The organism is Dyadobacter sp. HNCC25DJ186, from assembly GCF_056895235.1.
Genome location: NZ_JBXHAS010000003.1, coordinates 511,201 through 528,852, shown reverse-complemented (window position 1 = coordinate 528,852; position 17,652 = coordinate 511,201). Strand labels below are relative to the sequence as shown.

Genomic DNA, 17,652 nt, shown 5'->3' with positions numbered 1-17,652 from the left:
TGTAGGTATGGTATTTGTAGTTGGCGTTTAGTTAACTACAAATACCATTCTTTATGTTACCGAACATTCCATATACTCAATATAAAAGAATTGTAATCATTGGCGCCGGCTTCGGTGGATTGGCACTTGCACGCGAACTTGCCAAACGTGATGACCTTCAAGTTGTCCTGATCGATAAAAATAATTTTCACCAGTTTCAGCCTTTATTCTACCAGGTTGCCACAGCCGGACTTGAACCAAGTTCAATATCTTTTCCACTTCGTAAAGCTTTTCAATCTAAGAAAAACGTACATATCCGAGTCGCAGAAGTTTCTTCCATTAATACTGAAAGGAAATCGTTGGAAACTTCATTAGGGGAAATTACCTATGATTTTCTGATTGTTGCAACGGGAGCGACGACCAATTATTTTGGTATGAAAGATATTGAAGACCGCGCCATCCCGATGAAATCTGTGTCCGAAGCGCTGGCTTTGAGAAACCGCGTTTTGCAAAATCTGGAAGATGCGCTTGCTGTCGAAACCAACGATGAGCGTGAGGGGCTGATGAGCATTGTCATCGTAGGTGGCGGGCCAACAGGCGTAGAATTATCTGGTTCACTAGCCGAAATGAAAAAGTATATCCTTCCAAAAGATTATCCGGAACTGGACTTTTCTTGTATGAGAATTTATTTGTTGGAAGGTCTGGATAAATTGTTAGGTGTGATGTCGGAGGAATCTTCCAAAAAATCAAGAGAATATCTTGAAGAAATGGGTGTGGAAATTCTTACCGGGCAAGCCGTTGCAGGATATGACGGCAAGTATGTTACCACAAAACAGGGTATGAAAATCCGTACGGACAATCTGATCTGGGCGGCCGGGGTCAAGGCAAATGCTTTAAAAGGAATAAATCCGGACGTGCTGGTTAGGGGAGGTCGTATTAAGGTGGACGAGTTTAATCGGGTGCAGGGTTATACTGACATTTTTGCGATCGGAGATGTGGCTTCTATGAGTGAAGGCAAATTTGAAAATGGTCATCCGCAGCTTGCTCAGCCGGCCATGCAGCAGGGTAAAGCGTTAGCTAAAAATATCTGGCGGGCCTTGGATGATAAACCTCCGGTTCCATTTAAGTATAATGATCTTGGATCAATGGCAACCGTAGGTAGAAATAAAGCTGTTGTGGATTTACCCTTTATCAAGTTTCAGGGATTTTTAGCCTGGCTGACCTGGATGTTTATACATTTAATCTCTATCGTTGGTGTTAAAAACAAAGTATTAACTTTCATCAACTGGTTTTGGAGTTATGTCACTTTTGACCAGTCGCTACGTTTGATCCTAACACCAAAAGTACTTTCAACCGGATTGGTAGCGGAGGAGGCGGATTTGCATGCCAAGGCCGAGGGTGATTTATAATATTGAAAAGTTGCCGTCCGTCCATAAGCTGAACCATTCTTCCAGCTTATTGGATCATTTGTTACCTTTTCATTATATTCGTGTGTTATTTTTTAAAGATTACACGTTATATCTGAGATATATAAAAACTTGAAAGATGAAAATTTTATTTAATATTCTTGTCATATTCTTCTTGCTATTAGCTTTTGTGCCGGTATTTCGCCGTTTTATATTTCATTTATTGGTTGGAAGGCAGCTTGTTAAGGAGCAGAAAAGACAGGCAAAAGCGTATGAACAAAAAGCTAATGCAGGTATACGTGTTGATACCACACCACCAGATGCGAATCAATCCCGTTTCCGCGGAGGAGAATATGTAGATTATGAAGAGGTGAAATAGTCAAATATAGATTTTAATAGAAATTTAATTGAGCCTGGGATCGTGAGATTTTGGGCTTTTTTGTGTTTGGACAAACTCCAAAGCAAACAGCTATTTTTCAAGCAAGTCCGGCGGAATTGGATACTTTTTCAAAGTATCTCTCATTTGAGCCATTTTCTTTTCCACGGTTGTTACCCGTTTAAGAGTTTTCACCAACTGGCCGTCAGAATTTCCGTTTTTGTTATTTAAGGTTTTGGCAGACATAATAATGAATATTTCTATTAAGTGATATACGTGGGCTTAAATTCAATATGAATGATGTATTTGAATAAATTATTTACATTGAGACGTATTTGAGAATCGTTTTGTAACATGTTACTTAAAATCAGGTAGATACTGAGTCTGAGGAAATAGTCTCCCAATAATGCTATAATCTACCTAAACGCAAAAAAATCCCGGCTCATCACCGGGATTTTTCTATTGTCTGTTTTTTCTAAAACCTAGCGGCTCAGATCCCTTTATCTTTTAATTTCAGTAAAAGTTATAAGTGTGCCTATTATCACAATCAAACTTAGGAAGCGCGGACCTCTCGAAAGGTAGATCACAGACTTTTTACACCACTCATAAATTGTCCTACATGATGCAGACCGTATGAGGCTATCCCAGATTTTACAATTGGCATTTCATTCAGTACTTGTCTTGCCCCCGCCTCATTTTTAGCATTAATTATAAAAACAGCCGGTTTTATGTCTGAATTTTTCTTGCCAATCGATTCCGTGTTAACATAGATATTTTCGATTATACCAACATTTTGCAGTTGAGCTGTCGTTTTTGACTGAGAAATAAAAATTGTTGAATCCTTCTTTGCGTCCTGGTTTTTTAATTCCCAAACAACTGCGTACGATTCGATAGCCGTCCCTGCTGACAGTTTTACAGCGTTCTCGCTTCTTGAAGAAATAACATTTCCGACCTGGCGTATGGTATAATTTGCCAATTTATTCTTAACAATGTCGGTTGTATCCAGCATTGCTCGTGCCGCATCCTCATTTTCCGCTTTTACAAAACAGGCGATGAGTGAAAGTGGTTGGCCGTCACTAAATTTTCCCTTTTGGTTATAGTAAATATTTTCAACAAGACCCCTGTTCCACAAACTCATAAGTTGCTTTTGTTGATTAGGAATATGGTTCAGCGCTTCCTGCCGGTCTTTTGTGATCCAGGATGAAATCACGAAGTAGGTATTTTGTTCTCGCGATTTCTGACCAGGACTTTCCTCAGAAACTGCACTTCCATTCTGGGTTTGAGAGGTACTTTTTGTTTGATCACAAGCAATCAGGTTTAGGGCAGCAAAAGCGATTGCGAGGCGTTTTGTTAAATAATGCATATTTGGTCATTTAGGAGTTAAGATTAATCATGCCATTAATCATAGGATGATCAAGGGCCTTAATGACGCAAAAATTTAAATAAGTCACATAACATGCATTGCGAACAAACAGAACCTAATTACAAAACAAAATCCCGGCTCATCACCGGGATTTTTCTGCTATTTTTTTTCCTAAAACCTACCGGCTCAGATACAAATTTCTTTCACTATAAATCTTTTGGAAGAAATCATCCTGCAAATCATCGATGAAGTAAATCGCTTCTCCGGTTGATTTCATTTCAGGTCCTAATTCTTTATTTACGTTTGCAAACTTGTTGAAAGAGAATACCGGGATTTTGATCGCCCAGCCTTTTTTAACAGGGTTGAAAGTGAAATCACTCAGTTTTTTATCTCCCAACATCAGCTTCGTTGCGTAATTAACGTATGGCTCCTGGTATGCTTTGCAGATAAATGGTACCGTACGTGAAGCTCTTGGATTTGCTTCGATTACATAGGCGATACCATTTTTGATGGCGAACTGCACGTTGATCAAACCTTTCACATTCATTGCCAAAGCAATTTTGCGGGTATACTCATTGATCTGGCGGATCACGTCGTCTGTTAAATCGAATGGAGGAAGCGCAGCGTGAGAATCACCAGAGTGGATTCCAGCCGGCTCGATATGTTCCATCACACCGATGATGTAAGCATCTTCACCATCGCAAATTGCGTCCGCTTCTGCTTCAAGAGCGCCTTCAAGGAAGTGATCCAGAAGAATATTATTATCAGGTATATCACGAAGAATCTTAACCACGTGTTGTTCCAACTCTTTCTCGTTAATCACAATTTTCATGTTCTGGCCACCCAAAACATAACTTGGACGAACAAGTAACGGAAAACCTAACGACCGGGAAAGTTCAACAGCTGCATCAGCAGTTCTTACCGTTCCGAATTTAGGATAAGGAATTCCCAGTTCTTCAAGCAAAGGAGAGAAACGTCCGCGATCTTCGGCCCAGTCAAGCGAATTGTAGCTGGTTCCGATGATTTTGATACCGTATTTGTCAAGTTTCTCAGCCATTTTAAGGGCAGTTTGTCCACCAAGCTGAACAATCACACCTTCCGGTTTTTCATGTTCGATGATGTCAAAAACGTGCTCCCAGAAAACCGGTTCGAAATATAGTTTATCAGCAATATCCGGATCCGTTGAAACCGTTTCCGGGTTACAGTTGATCATAATCGTTTCATAACCAAGTTCTTTTGCCGCCAGAACGCCGTGAACACAAGAATAATCAAACTCAATTCCCTGTCCGATACGGTTAGGTCCTGAGCCTAAAACGATCACTTTCTTTTTATCAGATACAATCGATTCGTTGTCAGGCGTTTCCTGCGAAGAGTTGAAAGTAGAGTAGTAATATGGCGTTTTTGCCTCAAATTCAGCGGCACAGGTATCTACGCATTTGTAAACACGTTTGATTCCCAATTCTTTACGTCTGTCGTACACTTTACTTTCTTTTGTTTGAAGCAAATGTGCAATCTGACGGTCAGCATAACCTTTTTGTTTAGCCGTCAGGAACAATTCTTTTGGCAGATCACTCAGGTCAAATTTCTCGATCTCATGTTCCAGTTCGATCAGTTCTTCAATCTGACGTAAGAACCAGGCGTCTATTTTGGTAAGTGTCTGGATTGTTTTGAAAGACAAACCAATTTTGAAAGCGTCATAAATATGGAAGAGACGATCCCAGCTTGGATGTTGCAAACTGTATTTGATCGCTTCCTGATCGCGTAATTCACGTCCGTCAGCACCAAGTCCGTTTCTGCGGATTTCCAATGACTGACATGCTTTTTGCAAAGCTTCCTGGAAATTACGTCCGATACCCATCGCTTCTCCTACCGATTTCATTTGTAAACCCAACGCCCGGTCAGCACCCTGGAATTTATCAAAGTTCCAGCGGGGAACTTTAACGATCACATAGTCAATCGATGGTTCGAAGAATGCGGAAGTGCTTCCTGTGATCGGGTTGATCAGCTCATCAAGATTGTAACCAATCGCCATTTTCGCAGCAATTTTTGCAATCGGATAACCCGTTGCTTTTGATGCAAGTGCAGAAGAGCGGGAAACACGTGGGTTGATTTCGATGGCGATGATCATGTCATTCGCCGGATTTACCGAAAACTGAACGTTACATCCACCTGCAAACTTTCCGATTCCGTCCATCATCTTGATAGCCAGATCGCGCATTTGCTGGTATAATGTATCCGGAAGTGTCATGGCCGGAGCGACAGTAATACTATCTCCGGTATGCACACCCATCGGGTCAAAGTTTTCAATGGAGCAAATGATGATAAAGTTTCCGGCTCCGTCGCGTAATAATTCAAGCTCGTATTCCTTCCAGCCATATACGCTTTGTTCTACCAAAACTTCATGTGTTGGAGAAGCGTGTAAGCCGTTATTTAATGCCTGGTCAAAATCTTTTTCGTTTTCAACGATACCACCACCTGTACCACCAAGTGTGAACGAAGGACGGATAACAAGCGGGAAACCAATTTCCTGAGCGATTTCTTTTCCTTCCAAAAATGATCTTGCTGTACGGCCTTTGCAGACGTTTACATCAAGTTCAAGCATCTTCAGGCGGAATTTCTCTCTGTCCTCGGTGGTTTCGATCGCTTTGATATCGACTCCGATAATTTCTATATCATACTTTTTCCAGATACCTGCTTTGTCGCAGTCGATTGCTAAATTCAGAGCTGTCTGACCACCCATCGTTGGCAAAACTGCATCAATCGGCCTGCCAAGCGCTCTATGTTTTTCAAGAATCTCGACGATATACTTCTTCTCCAATGGAAGCAGATACACATAATCAGCACTGATCGGATCCGTCATGATCGTTGCGGGGTTAGAGTTGATTAGAACAACTTCTATACCTTCTTCACGAAGTGAGCGGGCTGCTTGTGAACCTGCATAATCGAACTCACAGGCCTGACCAATGATGATGGGACCAGAACCGATAATTAGGATGGACTTGATATTCGGATTTTTGGGCACAGTAAATGGTAATTTGTAGAATTTTGGAAATAACTTTTAATAACTTCGGAGCGTACCTGATACTTTTTTTCTTTTGAATAAAAGGGGTTCGTTCAAAAATTCCACAAAGTTAATTCACATATTGGAAAAAGAATACTGAAAGATTAAAAAAAGTCTATACGCCGCCGCAAGCAGCCCTGGACGGTTGCACGCTTTGGAGAGCCATTTTAGAAGGATGTTTGGTGAAGTATCTGGATTGTAATTTATTGTATGGAGGAAATTGATAATAAGCTACTTTATCGACTTATTCTGGGATTTTTTGTTGCCTCTATTTTTGCAACTATCGTGCACGAATATGGACATTTTTTCACAGCAAAATACCTTGGATACGAAGCGCGTGTGAGTTATGGTTCTACTTCATGGACAAATCCGGGATATCAGGATTTTTTTGACGGGCTGACAAGAGACGAAAGGATTAAAATCCGGACAAATGAATATTTTCCCGGAAAGCAGGATTACCAGGCAATGGTTAAGAAGATTGGTGATGAAGCTTTTTTGATTACGTTAGGTGGCCCGGTGCTCACAATTATTATTGGTACGCTCGGGTTGGTAGTCGCATTTATGTACAGGAGAAGGTTTACGGATACCGCATTGTCATTTAAAAAATGGCTGGTAGTTTTCACTGCTTTATTCTGGCTCAGAGAACCTGTCAATTATATTTTTGACCTGCTCATTACCGTTCGGCAGGGGAGTTTTCCACGGAGAAATGACGAAGCAATTCTGGCTCGCTACCTTGGACTTGATAGCTGGTCAATCTCCTTTGTCCTTGCTGTAGTTGGTTTGCTTTCAGTCTGGATCGTGTATCGAAGATTTATTCCGGATCAGGATAAAACTACATTTTTACTGGCAGGTTTGGTTGGAGGGCTGGGTGGTTATATTTCATGGCTATTCCTGTTCGGACCCATTTTTATGCCATAATGATGGTGGATAAGCCTATTGATACGGAACCATCGAAGGTGCAGCAATATCAAAGTCGCGCAAACGAAGCGGCGTATTTCCCTCGATTGCATAACGCGTACTGGAAGAAGTGCCAGGGATATTCGGGTAATAGCCGAACCGCAATTGCAGCGTATTTATGGATAGGTTTTCATTTCTCAAACGAAGTCCCAATCCATATCCCTGGTAAAGTGGCGTATCCCAAAGGTGGAGGCGGTCTTGTGCAACCAGGCCAAAATCTGCGAAAGCATAATAAGCAATACGAAAACCGAGTAAACTCTTTTCGGAAAAATAAACTGTTTCCAGGCCAAGAGTGAATTTTTTGGTCCCAATTAATCTGTCGCTGTTGATACCTCGGATTCCATTTTCCCTGCTGATATTGATATAATCCACAGGATCACGGTTAAGTCCACGCGTGTACCGAACAGTGACAAATTGCCGGAAATAGCTGTAACGAAAAGGAATGAGTTTGCTGATATAATTTGTTTGCGCACTGATGACACCCGGTTGGTTTGAACGGTTTTTAAAATAAGATCCAACATTCACCAGTCCATACAGATACCCGGCAGTACCAGGTAGATAGTTTCCGGAGGCAAATTGAACCCCCGCATATCCCCGCTGACCAAATTCGGTATTCTCCTGACCCACAGTTACGGCCAATAAATTACCGACCGGAACATCTTCCGTTCTACCAAAACCATAGATAAGTACGTCCCTTTTATAACTCCGGTTTGAATACCCGAAGCTCATTAAAGTAGCACTTCGGTCCCAGTAAATTATATTCGTATCCAGGCGCACTTCTGGCCGCCGTGTGAAGCTGTACTTATTATGCCGCAAGGCAAATACCAGCCTGGATTTTTCACTTAATGATGAGTTTTGGAAAGGGAATTTAAAGGATCTGCCGAGCCACACATCGTAATAATAGTATCCCGTTTGATAACGACTTTCTTCATCTAAATCATCCAGATTTCTTTTAAACTGACGAAGTTTGGCATGTCCGGCTTCCAATGAACCAGCGTACTTTGTAGCGGTGGTAAGAAATGAACGCGAAAAAACTATCGACTGTATTTCCTGGTCTCGTTCGTAAATAAAATTGGCCTGTCCGGTAATGAAGGTTTTACCGATATAAGGAATGGTGTAAATGGTACGGAATTGAAATTTACGCAACGTATCGCCAGCGTCATACCGGATCTTTGTCAGCTGTTGATGTGTTGTCCCGTTAACGTTGGTGTTATTAAGTCCGAGACTGAATTTATTAAATTTACTTGGACTCGCTGAAATATTCCATGACCAGGAATCCTGAATAATAACGAGAATATCAGCCATCCAGGTTACATCAGTACGGGGAATCACGATAATCCGGGCATCCGTGATTGTTCCGTTTCTCCGCAATAAACGTTCATTATCTCTCAATACGCTGGCCTGTATTTCGTCGCCTTCCGAAAATCTTAAAAATGACTTCCGGATAATTCGTTCGCGGGTATTGGTATGGAAAGTTTTACTTAAAAACTTATCGAGTTGTTTTCCTTTTCTTGTAGTATCATAAACAGACTCGCCCAGGACATCTAGCTGCTTGATTTCAATTTTTCGGATCACCATTCCCTCATACTGGGTAAATGGATTTGTCTCGATCGCTTTGATCTCACCCTTTTTTCCCTGATTGTAAACGTCACGAAAGAGGAGCCTATACAGTGACCGCGAAAATTTGGTTTTCGACATGCGGATTTTTAGATTCGTATACCGGACACTATCCATATTTACACCATTATTACGCAAGCTGTCCGCTCTTTGAGCCAGCGTAGTCGTGGTGATCAACAGGAATAGTAACAAAAATCTAAACATGGGCACATAGAAATGAACAAATCATTGAACGTTATATAAACGTACGAATGTCAGATGTAGTCAGATTAATCCTGATTTTGTAAATTTAGATTTATTGAAGTTGGTTAAGGTAATTATTTGTAATTAATTTCCCGCTTGTTGAATTGCTTTAATTATTTCGGCCGTGTTACTTGGTGCAGGAGCCTTTTTTGTTGCAAATTTCCCATTTGGTTTCATGATAGCAAAAGTAGCCGCGTCAAGCGGATTTAGTTTGATCAGTAATTCCATGAGTTGATTGCTATTCAAAAACATGTGAACACCTTTGAGCTGATGTCTGACAATATATTGTTTGACGAGATCATTGGAAACAGCTGTCTCTTCAGTTGGTAAATGAAGGTAAATAAATTCAACATTTTCAGGAAGTTGGGAACGTAATGAAGCTGCAAATTCCAGCTCTTCACGGCTTTTTGGATCATCGATATTCCATTTTAGCAGATATAGCGTTTTTCCTCTATATAACTCCGTAATTGTATTTAACCATTCGTTTCCTCGCCCTTCCGATGCTGAGAGCCAGTATTCAGGCAAAACTTCTGTCGGTGTCAATTTTATATTCCTCGCAGCGATCATCTTGCTGATATTTGCACTGTCTTTCACTTCCAGACGAACAAGCTCATCCAGCGATTGGCGAAAATGGGGAGATTTTAATCTTGTCTGGATATAATTGTTCAGGACAACCTGGTTGTTGTAAGTCAGTTTATGAAAATTCTTTGGAAGGTACCGCGCGTTTAGGAAGTCGGCAGCGGTGCTGTCAAAATAAGTATAATTTGCTCTTCCGTCAGATTCATAAGCGAACAAAAGATCCAGTTTTGAACTGCCTCTTTTGTACAGATTGTTCAGAAAATCCAGTTCGATTTTTTCAGCTATACCCCGTTCTACAATACCATTCAGTTTTTCGGCTTCATACTCAGTCAGCGGGCCAGCATTGTCCCGGATCATTGTAGCCATTAATTTCACTTGCAGCGAGGATACTTTTTTTCCGGAATTCATTTTATCCTCTTTTAAAATATCCGCATAATTAGCAAATCTGTTCGCGAGTGAAACCCTTTGAGCCGTTAGCGGACTTTTATCAAGCCTGCTGATTTCTTTCAAAGCGGAATTGTCGGCCGGAATTTCCATTAAATTGGTCAGGTAGTACTCATAAATATTTTGCAGTTTTTCGTCTTGGTTTATAGACTGAGCCCATTGCGTCAATGTCTGGTTGGGGATGGTAGACGTCAATTTTGAAACAGCGGCATTACGAATTTCGGCGCGGTTCGAGGCAGATTTTTCAGCCTCAGCGGGACTCTTCTCCCAGAAATTTTGATAAAATTTAGCACCCAAAACGCTGTTAGCGGCGAGTTCTTTGCTCAATGTTTCAAGATATTGTGGAAATTGATTGTTGGCAGTTGCATTATCCCCAGCGAAATAAAACAGTTTTTTCGCTTTTAGTAGAGAATCTCCATCGAAGGTAATTTCTATTTCACCTTTTGACCCGAGAAATGTAGTTCCCGCCATACCACTATAATCAAGATAGATTTCTTCTTTCGGAAATAGTATAGGCATGGAAATTCGGAAACTTCCGTCAGCCTGAAGAGCAGCCAGTTTGGTTATTTCAGATTGCGGCTGAAGAATATTATTTCTGGAAAATGTAATGACAGGCGCTTGTCGGTATAATCGTCCCGTCAAATTCAGGATGCGGCCTTTGATAATCAGGGAATCTGTAGAAGCAAATCCGTTAAGAGATATGCATAATAGAATAGTAATGAACGTTAGGGGAAATTTAGTTTGCATGATGATCAGTAATTAATAACGAAAAATACTGAGGCTTTGTCAAGCAACCAAATTTGTGAGTTAAAATATGAAGCAGTTAATTTTATCTTGTATAAAAACTGAAAGATGTTTTATTCATTTTCATAACGAACATGAATGCCATGATACTCTTCCTGAGCCTGATAATCTTTACGCAAAGGGTTGCCCTCCCAGTCTTCCGGAAGCAAAATACGTCGCATATCCGTATGATTTAAAAAGTTAATTCCCATCAGATCAAATGCCTCTCGTTCGTGCCAATCGGCAGTTCGCCAGATATGGCTGACCGTTGGAATGTTCGGAAGCGGCTCATCCGCCGCATTTCGGGGAAAGGTGATTTTAATCATCAAATTATGTCCATAAGGTATGGAAGTCATGTTGTAAACCAATTCCATAGTGGCAAGAACCGGTCCGTTATCAAGCGCTGACATAGATTGGAGATAATCAAAATAAAGCCTTTCATCTTCAAAAAGGAATTTACAAAGATCGGCGATTTTGTCCGCCGGAGCCGTCAGGATAGGCTGAGGGCCTTTTTCTTCCGACCCTATATTTTCACCAAATTGTGTAATCAGAATTTGCTTTATTTCTTCGAATGTCATTGGTTGCTGGTTGGAATAAAAAATGGATTTTAATGATCACACAGGGACGCCAGCCTGCATTTCCAGGAATAATTCCGGAGCCAGTGGATGTTCGCCTCGGATTTTTTCCTGCAATTTCATAAAACCTCCGATCAATGCCTCTGGTCGGGGCGGACAGCCGGGGACATATACATCGACGGGTATAATCCTGTCAACGCCTTTTACAACATGATACCCATGTTCCCAATATGGACCGCCGCAGTTTGAACAGCTTCCCATTGAAATCACATATCGAGGCTCAGGCATCTGTTCATATAACCTGCGGATTCTGTCTGCCATTTTGAACGTCACTGTTCCAGCCACGATCATAACATCGGATTGGCGAGGGGAAGGGCGCGGCATGATACCGAAACGCTCTAAATCGTAATGTGAAGCATAAGTTGCCATCATTTCAATGGCACAGCAAGCTAATCCAAAGCCCATCGGCCACAGCGACGAAAGCCGTGCCCAATTCATTAGATCTTCCGCATTTGTTAGTATGATCCCACCGTCTCCGGTCTTGATTCTTTCACTCATCCGCTATCGCTTTCAGTAGTTATTCGCTGGTACAATATTTGTTCAATTCTAAGCAACGTCGTTTATCTGCAAAAGTATATATAAATGGCAAGAAACAGACTTCATTTACGTTCGATTAAAAACACGTCAATTTATCACATTATGAAAAACAAATTACTTATTTGCATTCTTTCGTCTGCTTTATTCTTTAACACAGCTTCTGCTCAGGATAGTTTCGACACGACGTCAACCGCGAAAAAATATAAGAGTGGTATGGCCCTTTATGGCGAGGTCGGTCTGTTAGGCAATAATAGTTTCAAGGGTATCCGTAACGAAATGAGGTCTTTGGGAATTAAGCCTTTCGAAAATGTAATGGCTTCAATTGTGCTTGCAAAAAGGATTGAAACAGAAAAGTTTTTCATGGAAAGCAGGCTTATCCTGATGAACAGTACCAAACATAGCCGTGATGAAAATGTGGCCAAGGGAATTTTCAGAGGTATTGGAATCGGGGTTGATGCCAGCCCAAAATTCGTCAATACAAAACGCTGGAATTTATTAATACCGATTGGATGGGATCTGATGTTATATCAGGTAAAAGTAAAAAATGACCGGACGGCCAGCTTTTCACAGGTTGTCCAAAATCCAAATGCATATAACGCGGCTAAGCTGCACAATGGAAGTTTTAATTTGCATGCGGGGGTTGGCGCTGACTATAAAATGAATCTCTTTCCAAAGATTTATGATCAGGTCTATATTAGCGGAAAGCTTACCTATCATTTGCCAATCGCGAGAATGGGAAGCTGGCGCGGAGATGATGTGAAAGTGACTGACTTACCTTCGTTCAAACCCAACCAGCTATATGCCCAACTTGGTTTGGTATTCTTTCCAAAAAAATCGCACCGCATGTGGGGAAGAATGCATTGATTGCCGGAATATTGATATTAAAAAACCATCGAAAAAAAGTCGATGGTTTTTTAATGCTTAAATTTAATTGCTATTCAAATCACCTGAAGATTTTCACAACTTCTTATAACGTTCGTTCACTTGTTTATACAAATCCGCCGGTACGGGAGATTTTACTTTCGGTATTAATGGTTGCGGACGAACCCAGTCGAGATAACCTTTCACCCAGGCATAGGCAAGTCCAAGAATAAGAATAAGTACAAAAACTGTCATTTCTGCCATCGCAAACCAACCCCATTGTCCATTGGTTTGTGCTATCAAATCTTCATTTCCAAAAACTACCGCCCATGGGAAAAGAAATAATAGTTCTATTTCAAACAAAACAAATATTAATGCAACGACATAAAAACGTACGTTGAATTGAATATTGGCATTTCCTAACGGGTCTTCACCAGACTCATAAGTTGTAAGTTTTTCCTCATTAGGCCTGTCAGGACGGAGGAATTTTGCCACTGTCAAAACTACGCCGATTAATACCAGGGCAGCAATGATAAACAATAATATATAACCAAAATCAGTAAGCATAACGCAGTAAAGAGGTTTCTGCAAAGCTAGTGATTTTTGAAACAGTGCATTGCAAAATCAATGATAAAGTGGGGTTGGGCAGAACACTCCAAAGTCTGTAATTACCTTTCACTTAAAGGATGCTGAGGATTATTGTTCGCAGACTCAGGCCGATAACCAGAATTCCGACGATCAGCATCAGTGGTTTGCGTTTAATTTTCCCGACAATTAAAGCGCCAAAAGGTGCTGCAATCACTCCGCCAACGATAAGGCCAAGCACGACCTGCCAGCTATTGACACCGTGAAAAATCAGGAAGGTTATACCGCTGGCAAACGTCACAACAAATTCAGCAGCGTTTACAGACCCAATCGTATAACGGGGATCGCGTCCTTGTCCTAAAAGTGTTGAAGTGACAATAGGTCCCCAGCCGCCGCCGCCGACCGAATCCAGAAACCCGCCTGTCGCGGCAAGAACGCCAATCCTTTTTGTTTTATTTTTAATAAAATTTTTCTGAACGGCCTTACGGATGATGATCAAACCGAGAATCAGCATGTAGAAAGCGATATACGGTTTAATCATATCTCCATCGATCACGTCGGAAAGAAGATAAGCACCAATAACCGCACCGATCACACCCGGAATTAGCAGCCCTTTGAAAAGTTTTTTATTTATATTTTTAAACCTAAAATGCGAAATAGCAGAAGCTCCTGTTGTAAACATTTCTGCCACATGGACACTTGCACTGCTCACGGCTGGTGTAACGCCTAGGCTCAACAGAAATGACGTTGAAGTGACACCGTAGGCCATTCCCAGTGCGCCGTCGACAAGCTGCGCTGCCAGTCCCACTAAAAGATACAATGCAAAATCGCTCTCTAAAAAGGTTGCAACTCCCGTCTCTGTAATTGTTAATGTACCATTCAAAAACAAAATACCTATGAAAAGGACGATTACAGCGATCGGTAAAATATACCAGACTGGCCTTGTAGGGAGCCTCAACGAAAGTACTTTTTGTAACATTACAAGTGGTTTTAATTTTCAGTCCATGTATACTGGTTCTGCAAAACTACAAAAACTATTAAATCTACATAACTAATAGAGTAATTTAATTTTAAATTGTTTTAAAACTAAATGTGTTTTTACAAACATGTTTCCGGCTCATTATTATTGATCGATTTGCGTGTTTGTTAACCAAACAACTTTCTGCTCTGGCGTATGTTCTTTTCCAATAATGTCCCGGTACAAGTCCGGCCGACGAGCTTTCAAATACCTGAACCCACCAGCGCGTTCCAGTTTTTCCGGCGTTAATGTTACAATGGCCAGGTCATGGTCAAGTTCCCGGCATTCTGCAATGACGTCGCCATAAGGATCAAGAATCATGGAACAGCCATTTTTTAACTGGTCATCGTCCATACCGATTGGATTGGAAAAAACTGCGTAAATCGCATTGTCATAAGCACGGGCCGGTAACCATTTCATCAGCCAGCTCCGGCCTTTTGGACCATCAAATTCCTGACGAAGCGAAGTTGGATCGGCTTCTCTGTTTTTCCATAAAACCGGATCAACAAAACCTGCACCCGGGCGCGTTGAAGGGGTACACATGGTTACGTGAGGCATGAAAATAATATCAGCGCCGAGCAGTTTCGTTGCTCTGACGTTCTCAATAACGTTGTTATCATAACAGATCAGAATTCCACATTTCCATCCAAACAGATCAAATACTACGTATTCATTTCCCGGTGTCAGGTATGGATTGATGAAAGGATGGAGTTTTCGGAATTTGGCAACAAGACCATTTTCGTTCACACAGACATATGCCTTGTAAATATTATCGTCCCCATCTTTTTCAAAAAGTCCGGCTAAAATGGTGATGTTATTCGCCTTTGAAATTTCGGTCAATTTCCGGATACTGGGACCGTCGGGAATAAATTCGGAAATTTCCAGTAACGCTTGTTTTGATAAATTCCGGGCGAATGTATATCCGGTAATTGAACATTCGTGAAAGGCGATCACCTTTGCTCCCTTGACGGCGGCCTGTTGCGAAAGCTGGTTGATTATTTCAAGATTATAAGCTTTATCGCCGCTCCGGTTTTCAAACTGCGCAGTCGCAACTTTAAGATTTTCCATGATGATATCGTTTTTAGTTGAACGAATCAAAATTAGGAAGTGGTGAAACGAGAAGATTGTACAAACCCGACAGTAGAAATATTTTCAGGGGATTTGCAAGAAATTTGCGGCCAATAAATTTGGCTGATCCAAATACTGACTTGGTGTAATGCCGGAAATATTACGCATTTCCCGAATCAAATGCGCCTGGTCGAAAAAACCTGCGTCGTATACCAGCTCGGTTTGAGAGAACCCTGAATTCTTACGTAATAATTTTAAAAAATGCTGCACCCTGATCACACCGGAATATCGCTTCGGGGAAAGTCCGATATGTTCTCCAAAAGTTCGTTGTAATTTTCTTTCGCTGACTTGCAAAGTTTCCGTGAGTTGCACGACAGAAAGATTTCCGTGGTGTCGATGGATTAAACTTACAGCTTGAAATGGTAGCTGATTGTCACGATTATTTTCTGAAAGTTTAGCTATTAGGAAATTTTCAACCAATCGGATTTTGGAATTAAGATTTGAAAGATTGAAAATTTGCTCAGCGAGATTTTGGGTTTCTGAAGTGTAAAATGTTTCAAGATCAAGAATCCTGTTTTTCAGATCAACCGCTGGAATTTTTAGTAATGCGGATATCCCAAACGGATGAAAAACTACGATCAATAACTTTATATTACCTGTGGAAACGATGTTTTGATAAGTATCCAGCTGACCGTAAACAAAGGTTGCCGGGAGAAATTCTGGAATGCTACCGTCGTTTTTCAGGTGCAAAAGCAGATTTCCAAAATTGAAAACCATACCTGTATTCCCGTCTGAAAATAACCTCAGACCAATATTCGAAATCTGATCATTTTCAATGATCAGAAAATGTTTCACGATATGCGCCAAAGGAGGAGATGGAAGAATCTGCATGAAATCTACATTTTGCTATGCTTTTTTAACCCAAAAACTTTGTCCGGTAAACCCGCTTTTTGTCAGTAAAGTTGCAGCTATCCGGCTTCGTTTTCCGGTTGTACAATAGAAGACTATTGTTTTATCAACAGGGAAAGTTGTAATATTTTCCGGTAATTCAGAAAGTGGGATATTTTGTCCACCGATAAAATCTTCTTCAAATTCATAGTTTTCCCGAACGTCAATCAAATATAAATCTTCGGCTCCGGATTCGAGCTTTTCTTCAAGCTCTTCAAAAAACATTTCTTCAATTTTGTTGGTTACTGGTTGTGCAACCGGTATATCAGTTTTAGCAATTTCTTTAATCGGAAATGCGGAAGATCTGCTGAAACTGAAAATGTTATTTGTGTTACCTAGCGCGTTTAAAACCAATAATTTTCCGGATAAAATCTCACCAATTTCACAGATCATCTTGATCGTTTCATTGGCCATATAGGTGCCAATAATACCCGGCAAAATTCCGATCACACCGGCCACTTCACAATTGTCACCTTCTTCTGCTTCCGGAAAAAGGCAGCGGTAGGTAGGGCCGCCTTTATAATTAAATACGGAAACATGTCCCTCGAATCTTAAAATGGAGCCGAATACCAGCGGTTTGTTCAGTTCGACACAGATATCATTTGCAAGATAACGGGTCGGGAAATTATCGGATCCGTCGATCACCAGGTCGTAGTTTGAAATGATTTCAGTCGCATTCGATTCGTCCAGGCGCACGGGAATAGCTTTCAGATCCACATAAGGATTTGTAGCGGATAACTTTCGGGCAGCAGTTTCTGCCTTTCCTTTACCAACATCATCAGCAGAATATAAAATCTGACGATGAAGATTGGTAATGTCAACCGTATCATCGTCAACTATTCCGATTGTCCCAACTCCGGCTGCAACCAGATATTGCAAAACCGGACAGCCCAAACCGCCCGCGCCAATGACAAGCACTTTCGCAGCTTTCAGTTTTTCCTGCCCGGCCATACCCATTTCAGGGAGAATAATCTGGCGGCTATATCTTTTTCTTTCTGGTAGTTCCACTGAAATTTATTTCGGTGCGCTGCACCTTTTAGAATTGGAGAAGCGTCTGGTTTTCTACAAATATTGCGCAGCTCTGCTGCTTTTTTTTATTGACTGATATTACTTCGCAGCTCTGTTGCTTTCTATATTGACTGATATTGCTTTGCAGTTCTGCTGCTTTTCTTTATCGACAAATATATTTTGT

16 protein-coding genes are annotated in these 17,652 nt (G+C 41.1%); 4 read left to right on the top strand and 12 right to left on the bottom strand.

What is annotated here, in order from left to right; all coding sequences use genetic code 11:
- Nucleotides 1-53 precede the first annotated feature (53 nt).
- Together AC1XUO_RS12000 and AC1XUO_RS11995 are read left to right on the top strand one after the other, a co-directional pair.
- Nucleotides 54-1,388 carry an NAD(P)/FAD-dependent oxidoreductase gene (locus tag AC1XUO_RS12000; RefSeq protein ID WP_483330033.1) on the top strand — a complete coding sequence of 445 codons (1,335 nt, stop codon included), beginning with the start codon at nt 54-56 and terminating at the stop codon, nt 1,386-1,388.
- Nucleotides 1,389-1,524: 136 nt separating this feature from the next.
- Nucleotides 1,525-1,764, top strand: a complete 240-nt coding sequence (locus AC1XUO_RS11995; RefSeq protein ID WP_483330032.1) for a DUF4834 domain-containing protein — start codon at nt 1,525-1,527, stop codon at nt 1,762-1,764.
- Nucleotides 1,765-1,854: 90 nt separating this feature from the next.
- Here the strand turns inward: AC1XUO_RS11995 and AC1XUO_RS11990 are convergent, their stop codons facing one another.
- From AC1XUO_RS11990 to carB, 3 genes are all read right to left on the bottom strand, one after another.
- Complete coding sequence (locus AC1XUO_RS11990) at nt 1,855-2,007, bottom strand: hypothetical protein (RefSeq protein WP_483330031.1); 153 nt, start codon at nt 2,005-2,007, stop codon at nt 1,855-1,857.
- 337 nt (nt 2,008-2,344) lie between these two features.
- Entirely contained in the window at nt 2,345-3,124 is a 780-nt protein-coding gene (locus tag AC1XUO_RS11985; protein WP_483330030.1) for a hypothetical protein, read from the bottom strand.
- Nucleotides 3,125-3,302: 178 nt separating this feature from the next.
- A complete protein-coding gene (gene carB / locus AC1XUO_RS11980; RefSeq protein ID WP_483330029.1) occupies nt 3,303-6,146 on the bottom strand; it encodes a carbamoyl-phosphate synthase large subunit in 2,844 nt (947 codons plus the stop codon).
- A 249-nt stretch (nt 6,147-6,395) separates the two neighbouring features.
- On the opposite strand from carB, the gene AC1XUO_RS11975 reads away from it, so the two are divergent.
- On the top strand, nt 6,396-7,103 hold the full coding sequence (locus AC1XUO_RS11975; RefSeq protein ID WP_483330028.1) for a hypothetical protein: 708 nt from the start codon (nt 6,396-6,398) through the stop codon (nt 7,101-7,103).
- 15 nt (nt 7,104-7,118) lie between these two features.
- On the opposite strand, the gene AC1XUO_RS11970 is transcribed toward AC1XUO_RS11975, so the two are convergent.
- From AC1XUO_RS11970 to nuoB, 4 genes are all read right to left on the bottom strand, one after another.
- Complete coding sequence (locus AC1XUO_RS11970) at nt 7,119-8,963, bottom strand: hypothetical protein (RefSeq protein WP_483330027.1); 1,845 nt, start codon at nt 8,961-8,963, stop codon at nt 7,119-7,121.
- A gap of 123 nt (nt 8,964-9,086) precedes the next feature.
- Nucleotides 9,087-10,772: a hypothetical protein gene (locus AC1XUO_RS11965; protein WP_483330026.1), complete on the bottom strand. Its 1,686-nt coding sequence runs from the start codon at nt 10,770-10,772 to the stop codon at nt 9,087-9,089.
- Between the two features lie 110 nt (nt 10,773-10,882).
- The gene (locus AC1XUO_RS11960) at nt 10,883-11,386 is read right to left on the bottom strand and encodes an NADH-quinone oxidoreductase subunit C (protein WP_483330025.1); all 504 of its coding nucleotides are present in this window, start codon (nt 11,384-11,386) and stop codon (nt 10,883-10,885) included.
- 36 nt (nt 11,387-11,422) lie between these two features.
- The gene (gene nuoB, locus AC1XUO_RS11955) at nt 11,423-11,941 is read right to left on the bottom strand and encodes an NADH-quinone oxidoreductase subunit NuoB (RefSeq protein WP_483330024.1); all 519 of its coding nucleotides are present in this window, start codon (nt 11,939-11,941) and stop codon (nt 11,423-11,425) included.
- A gap of 141 nt (nt 11,942-12,082) precedes the next feature.
- Between nuoB and AC1XUO_RS11950 the strand changes: the two genes are divergently transcribed.
- Nucleotides 12,083-12,844, top strand: coding sequence for a hypothetical protein (locus AC1XUO_RS11950; protein WP_483330023.1), 762 nt, complete (start codon nt 12,083-12,085; stop codon nt 12,842-12,844).
- Nucleotides 12,845-12,937: 93 nt separating this feature from the next.
- On the opposite strand, the gene AC1XUO_RS11945 is transcribed toward AC1XUO_RS11950, so the two are convergent.
- The 5 genes from AC1XUO_RS11945 to moeB form a co-directional block, all read right to left on the bottom strand.
- The gene (locus AC1XUO_RS11945; protein WP_483330022.1) at nt 12,938-13,408 is read right to left on the bottom strand and encodes an NADH-quinone oxidoreductase subunit A; all 471 of its coding nucleotides are present in this window, start codon (nt 13,406-13,408) and stop codon (nt 12,938-12,940) included.
- A gap of 112 nt (nt 13,409-13,520) precedes the next feature.
- Complete coding sequence (locus AC1XUO_RS11940; protein ID WP_483330021.1) at nt 13,521-14,405, bottom strand: sulfite exporter TauE/SafE family protein; 885 nt, start codon at nt 14,403-14,405, stop codon at nt 13,521-13,523.
- 144 nt (nt 14,406-14,549) lie between these two features.
- Entirely contained in the window at nt 14,550-15,512 is a 963-nt protein-coding gene (locus AC1XUO_RS11935) for a nitrilase family protein (RefSeq protein ID WP_483330020.1), read from the bottom strand.
- Between the two features lie 84 nt (nt 15,513-15,596).
- A complete protein-coding gene (locus AC1XUO_RS11930; RefSeq protein WP_483330019.1) occupies nt 15,597-16,403 on the bottom strand; it encodes an AraC family transcriptional regulator in 807 nt (268 codons plus the stop codon).
- Between the two features lie 15 nt (nt 16,404-16,418).
- Nucleotides 16,419-17,468, bottom strand: a complete 1,050-nt coding sequence (gene moeB / locus AC1XUO_RS11925; protein ID WP_483330018.1) for a molybdopterin-synthase adenylyltransferase MoeB — start codon at nt 17,466-17,468, stop codon at nt 16,419-16,421.
- Nucleotides 17,469-17,652: the final 184 nt, after the last annotated feature.

Bases quoted from the DNA above. Each gene is read 5' to 3' on its own strand.
- AC1XUO_RS11995 (WP_483330032.1), top strand. From the start codon at position 1,525: ATGAAAATTTTATTTAATATTCTTGTCATATTCTTCTTGCTATTAGCT.
- AC1XUO_RS11935 (WP_483330020.1), bottom strand. From the start codon at position 15,512: ATGGAAAATCTTAAAGTTGCGACTGCGCAGTTTGAAAACCGGAGCGGC.
- AC1XUO_RS11945 (WP_483330022.1), bottom strand. From the start codon at position 13,408: ATGCTTACTGATTTTGGTTATATATTATTGTTTATCATTGCTGCCCTG.
- AC1XUO_RS11975 (WP_483330028.1), top strand. From the start codon at position 6,396: ATGGAGGAAATTGATAATAAGCTACTTTATCGACTTATTCTGGGATTT.
- AC1XUO_RS11985 (WP_483330030.1), bottom strand. From the start codon at position 3,124: ATGCATTATTTAACAAAACGCCTCGCAATCGCTTTTGCTGCCCTAAAC.
- AC1XUO_RS11970 (WP_483330027.1), bottom strand. From the start codon at position 8,963: ATGTTTAGATTTTTGTTACTATTCCTGTTGATCACCACGACTACGCTG.
- AC1XUO_RS11940 (WP_483330021.1), bottom strand. From the start codon at position 14,405: ATGTTACAAAAAGTACTTTCGTTGAGGCTCCCTACAAGGCCAGTCTGG.
- AC1XUO_RS11950 (WP_483330023.1), top strand. From the start codon at position 12,083: ATGAAAAACAAATTACTTATTTGCATTCTTTCGTCTGCTTTATTCTTT.
- AC1XUO_RS11990 (WP_483330031.1), bottom strand. From the start codon at position 2,007: ATGTCTGCCAAAACCTTAAATAACAAAAACGGAAATTCTGACGGCCAG.
- AC1XUO_RS11965 (WP_483330026.1), bottom strand. From the start codon at position 10,772: ATGCAAACTAAATTTCCCCTAACGTTCATTACTATTCTATTATGCATA.
- AC1XUO_RS11960 (WP_483330025.1), bottom strand. From the start codon at position 11,386: ATGACATTCGAAGAAATAAAGCAAATTCTGATTACACAATTTGGTGAA.
- nuoB (WP_483330024.1), bottom strand. From the start codon at position 11,941: ATGAGTGAAAGAATCAAGACCGGAGACGGTGGGATCATACTAACAAAT.
- AC1XUO_RS11930 (WP_483330019.1), bottom strand. From the start codon at position 16,403: ATGCAGATTCTTCCATCTCCTCCTTTGGCGCATATCGTGAAACATTTT.
- AC1XUO_RS12000 (WP_483330033.1), top strand. From the start codon at position 54: ATGTTACCGAACATTCCATATACTCAATATAAAAGAATTGTAATCATT.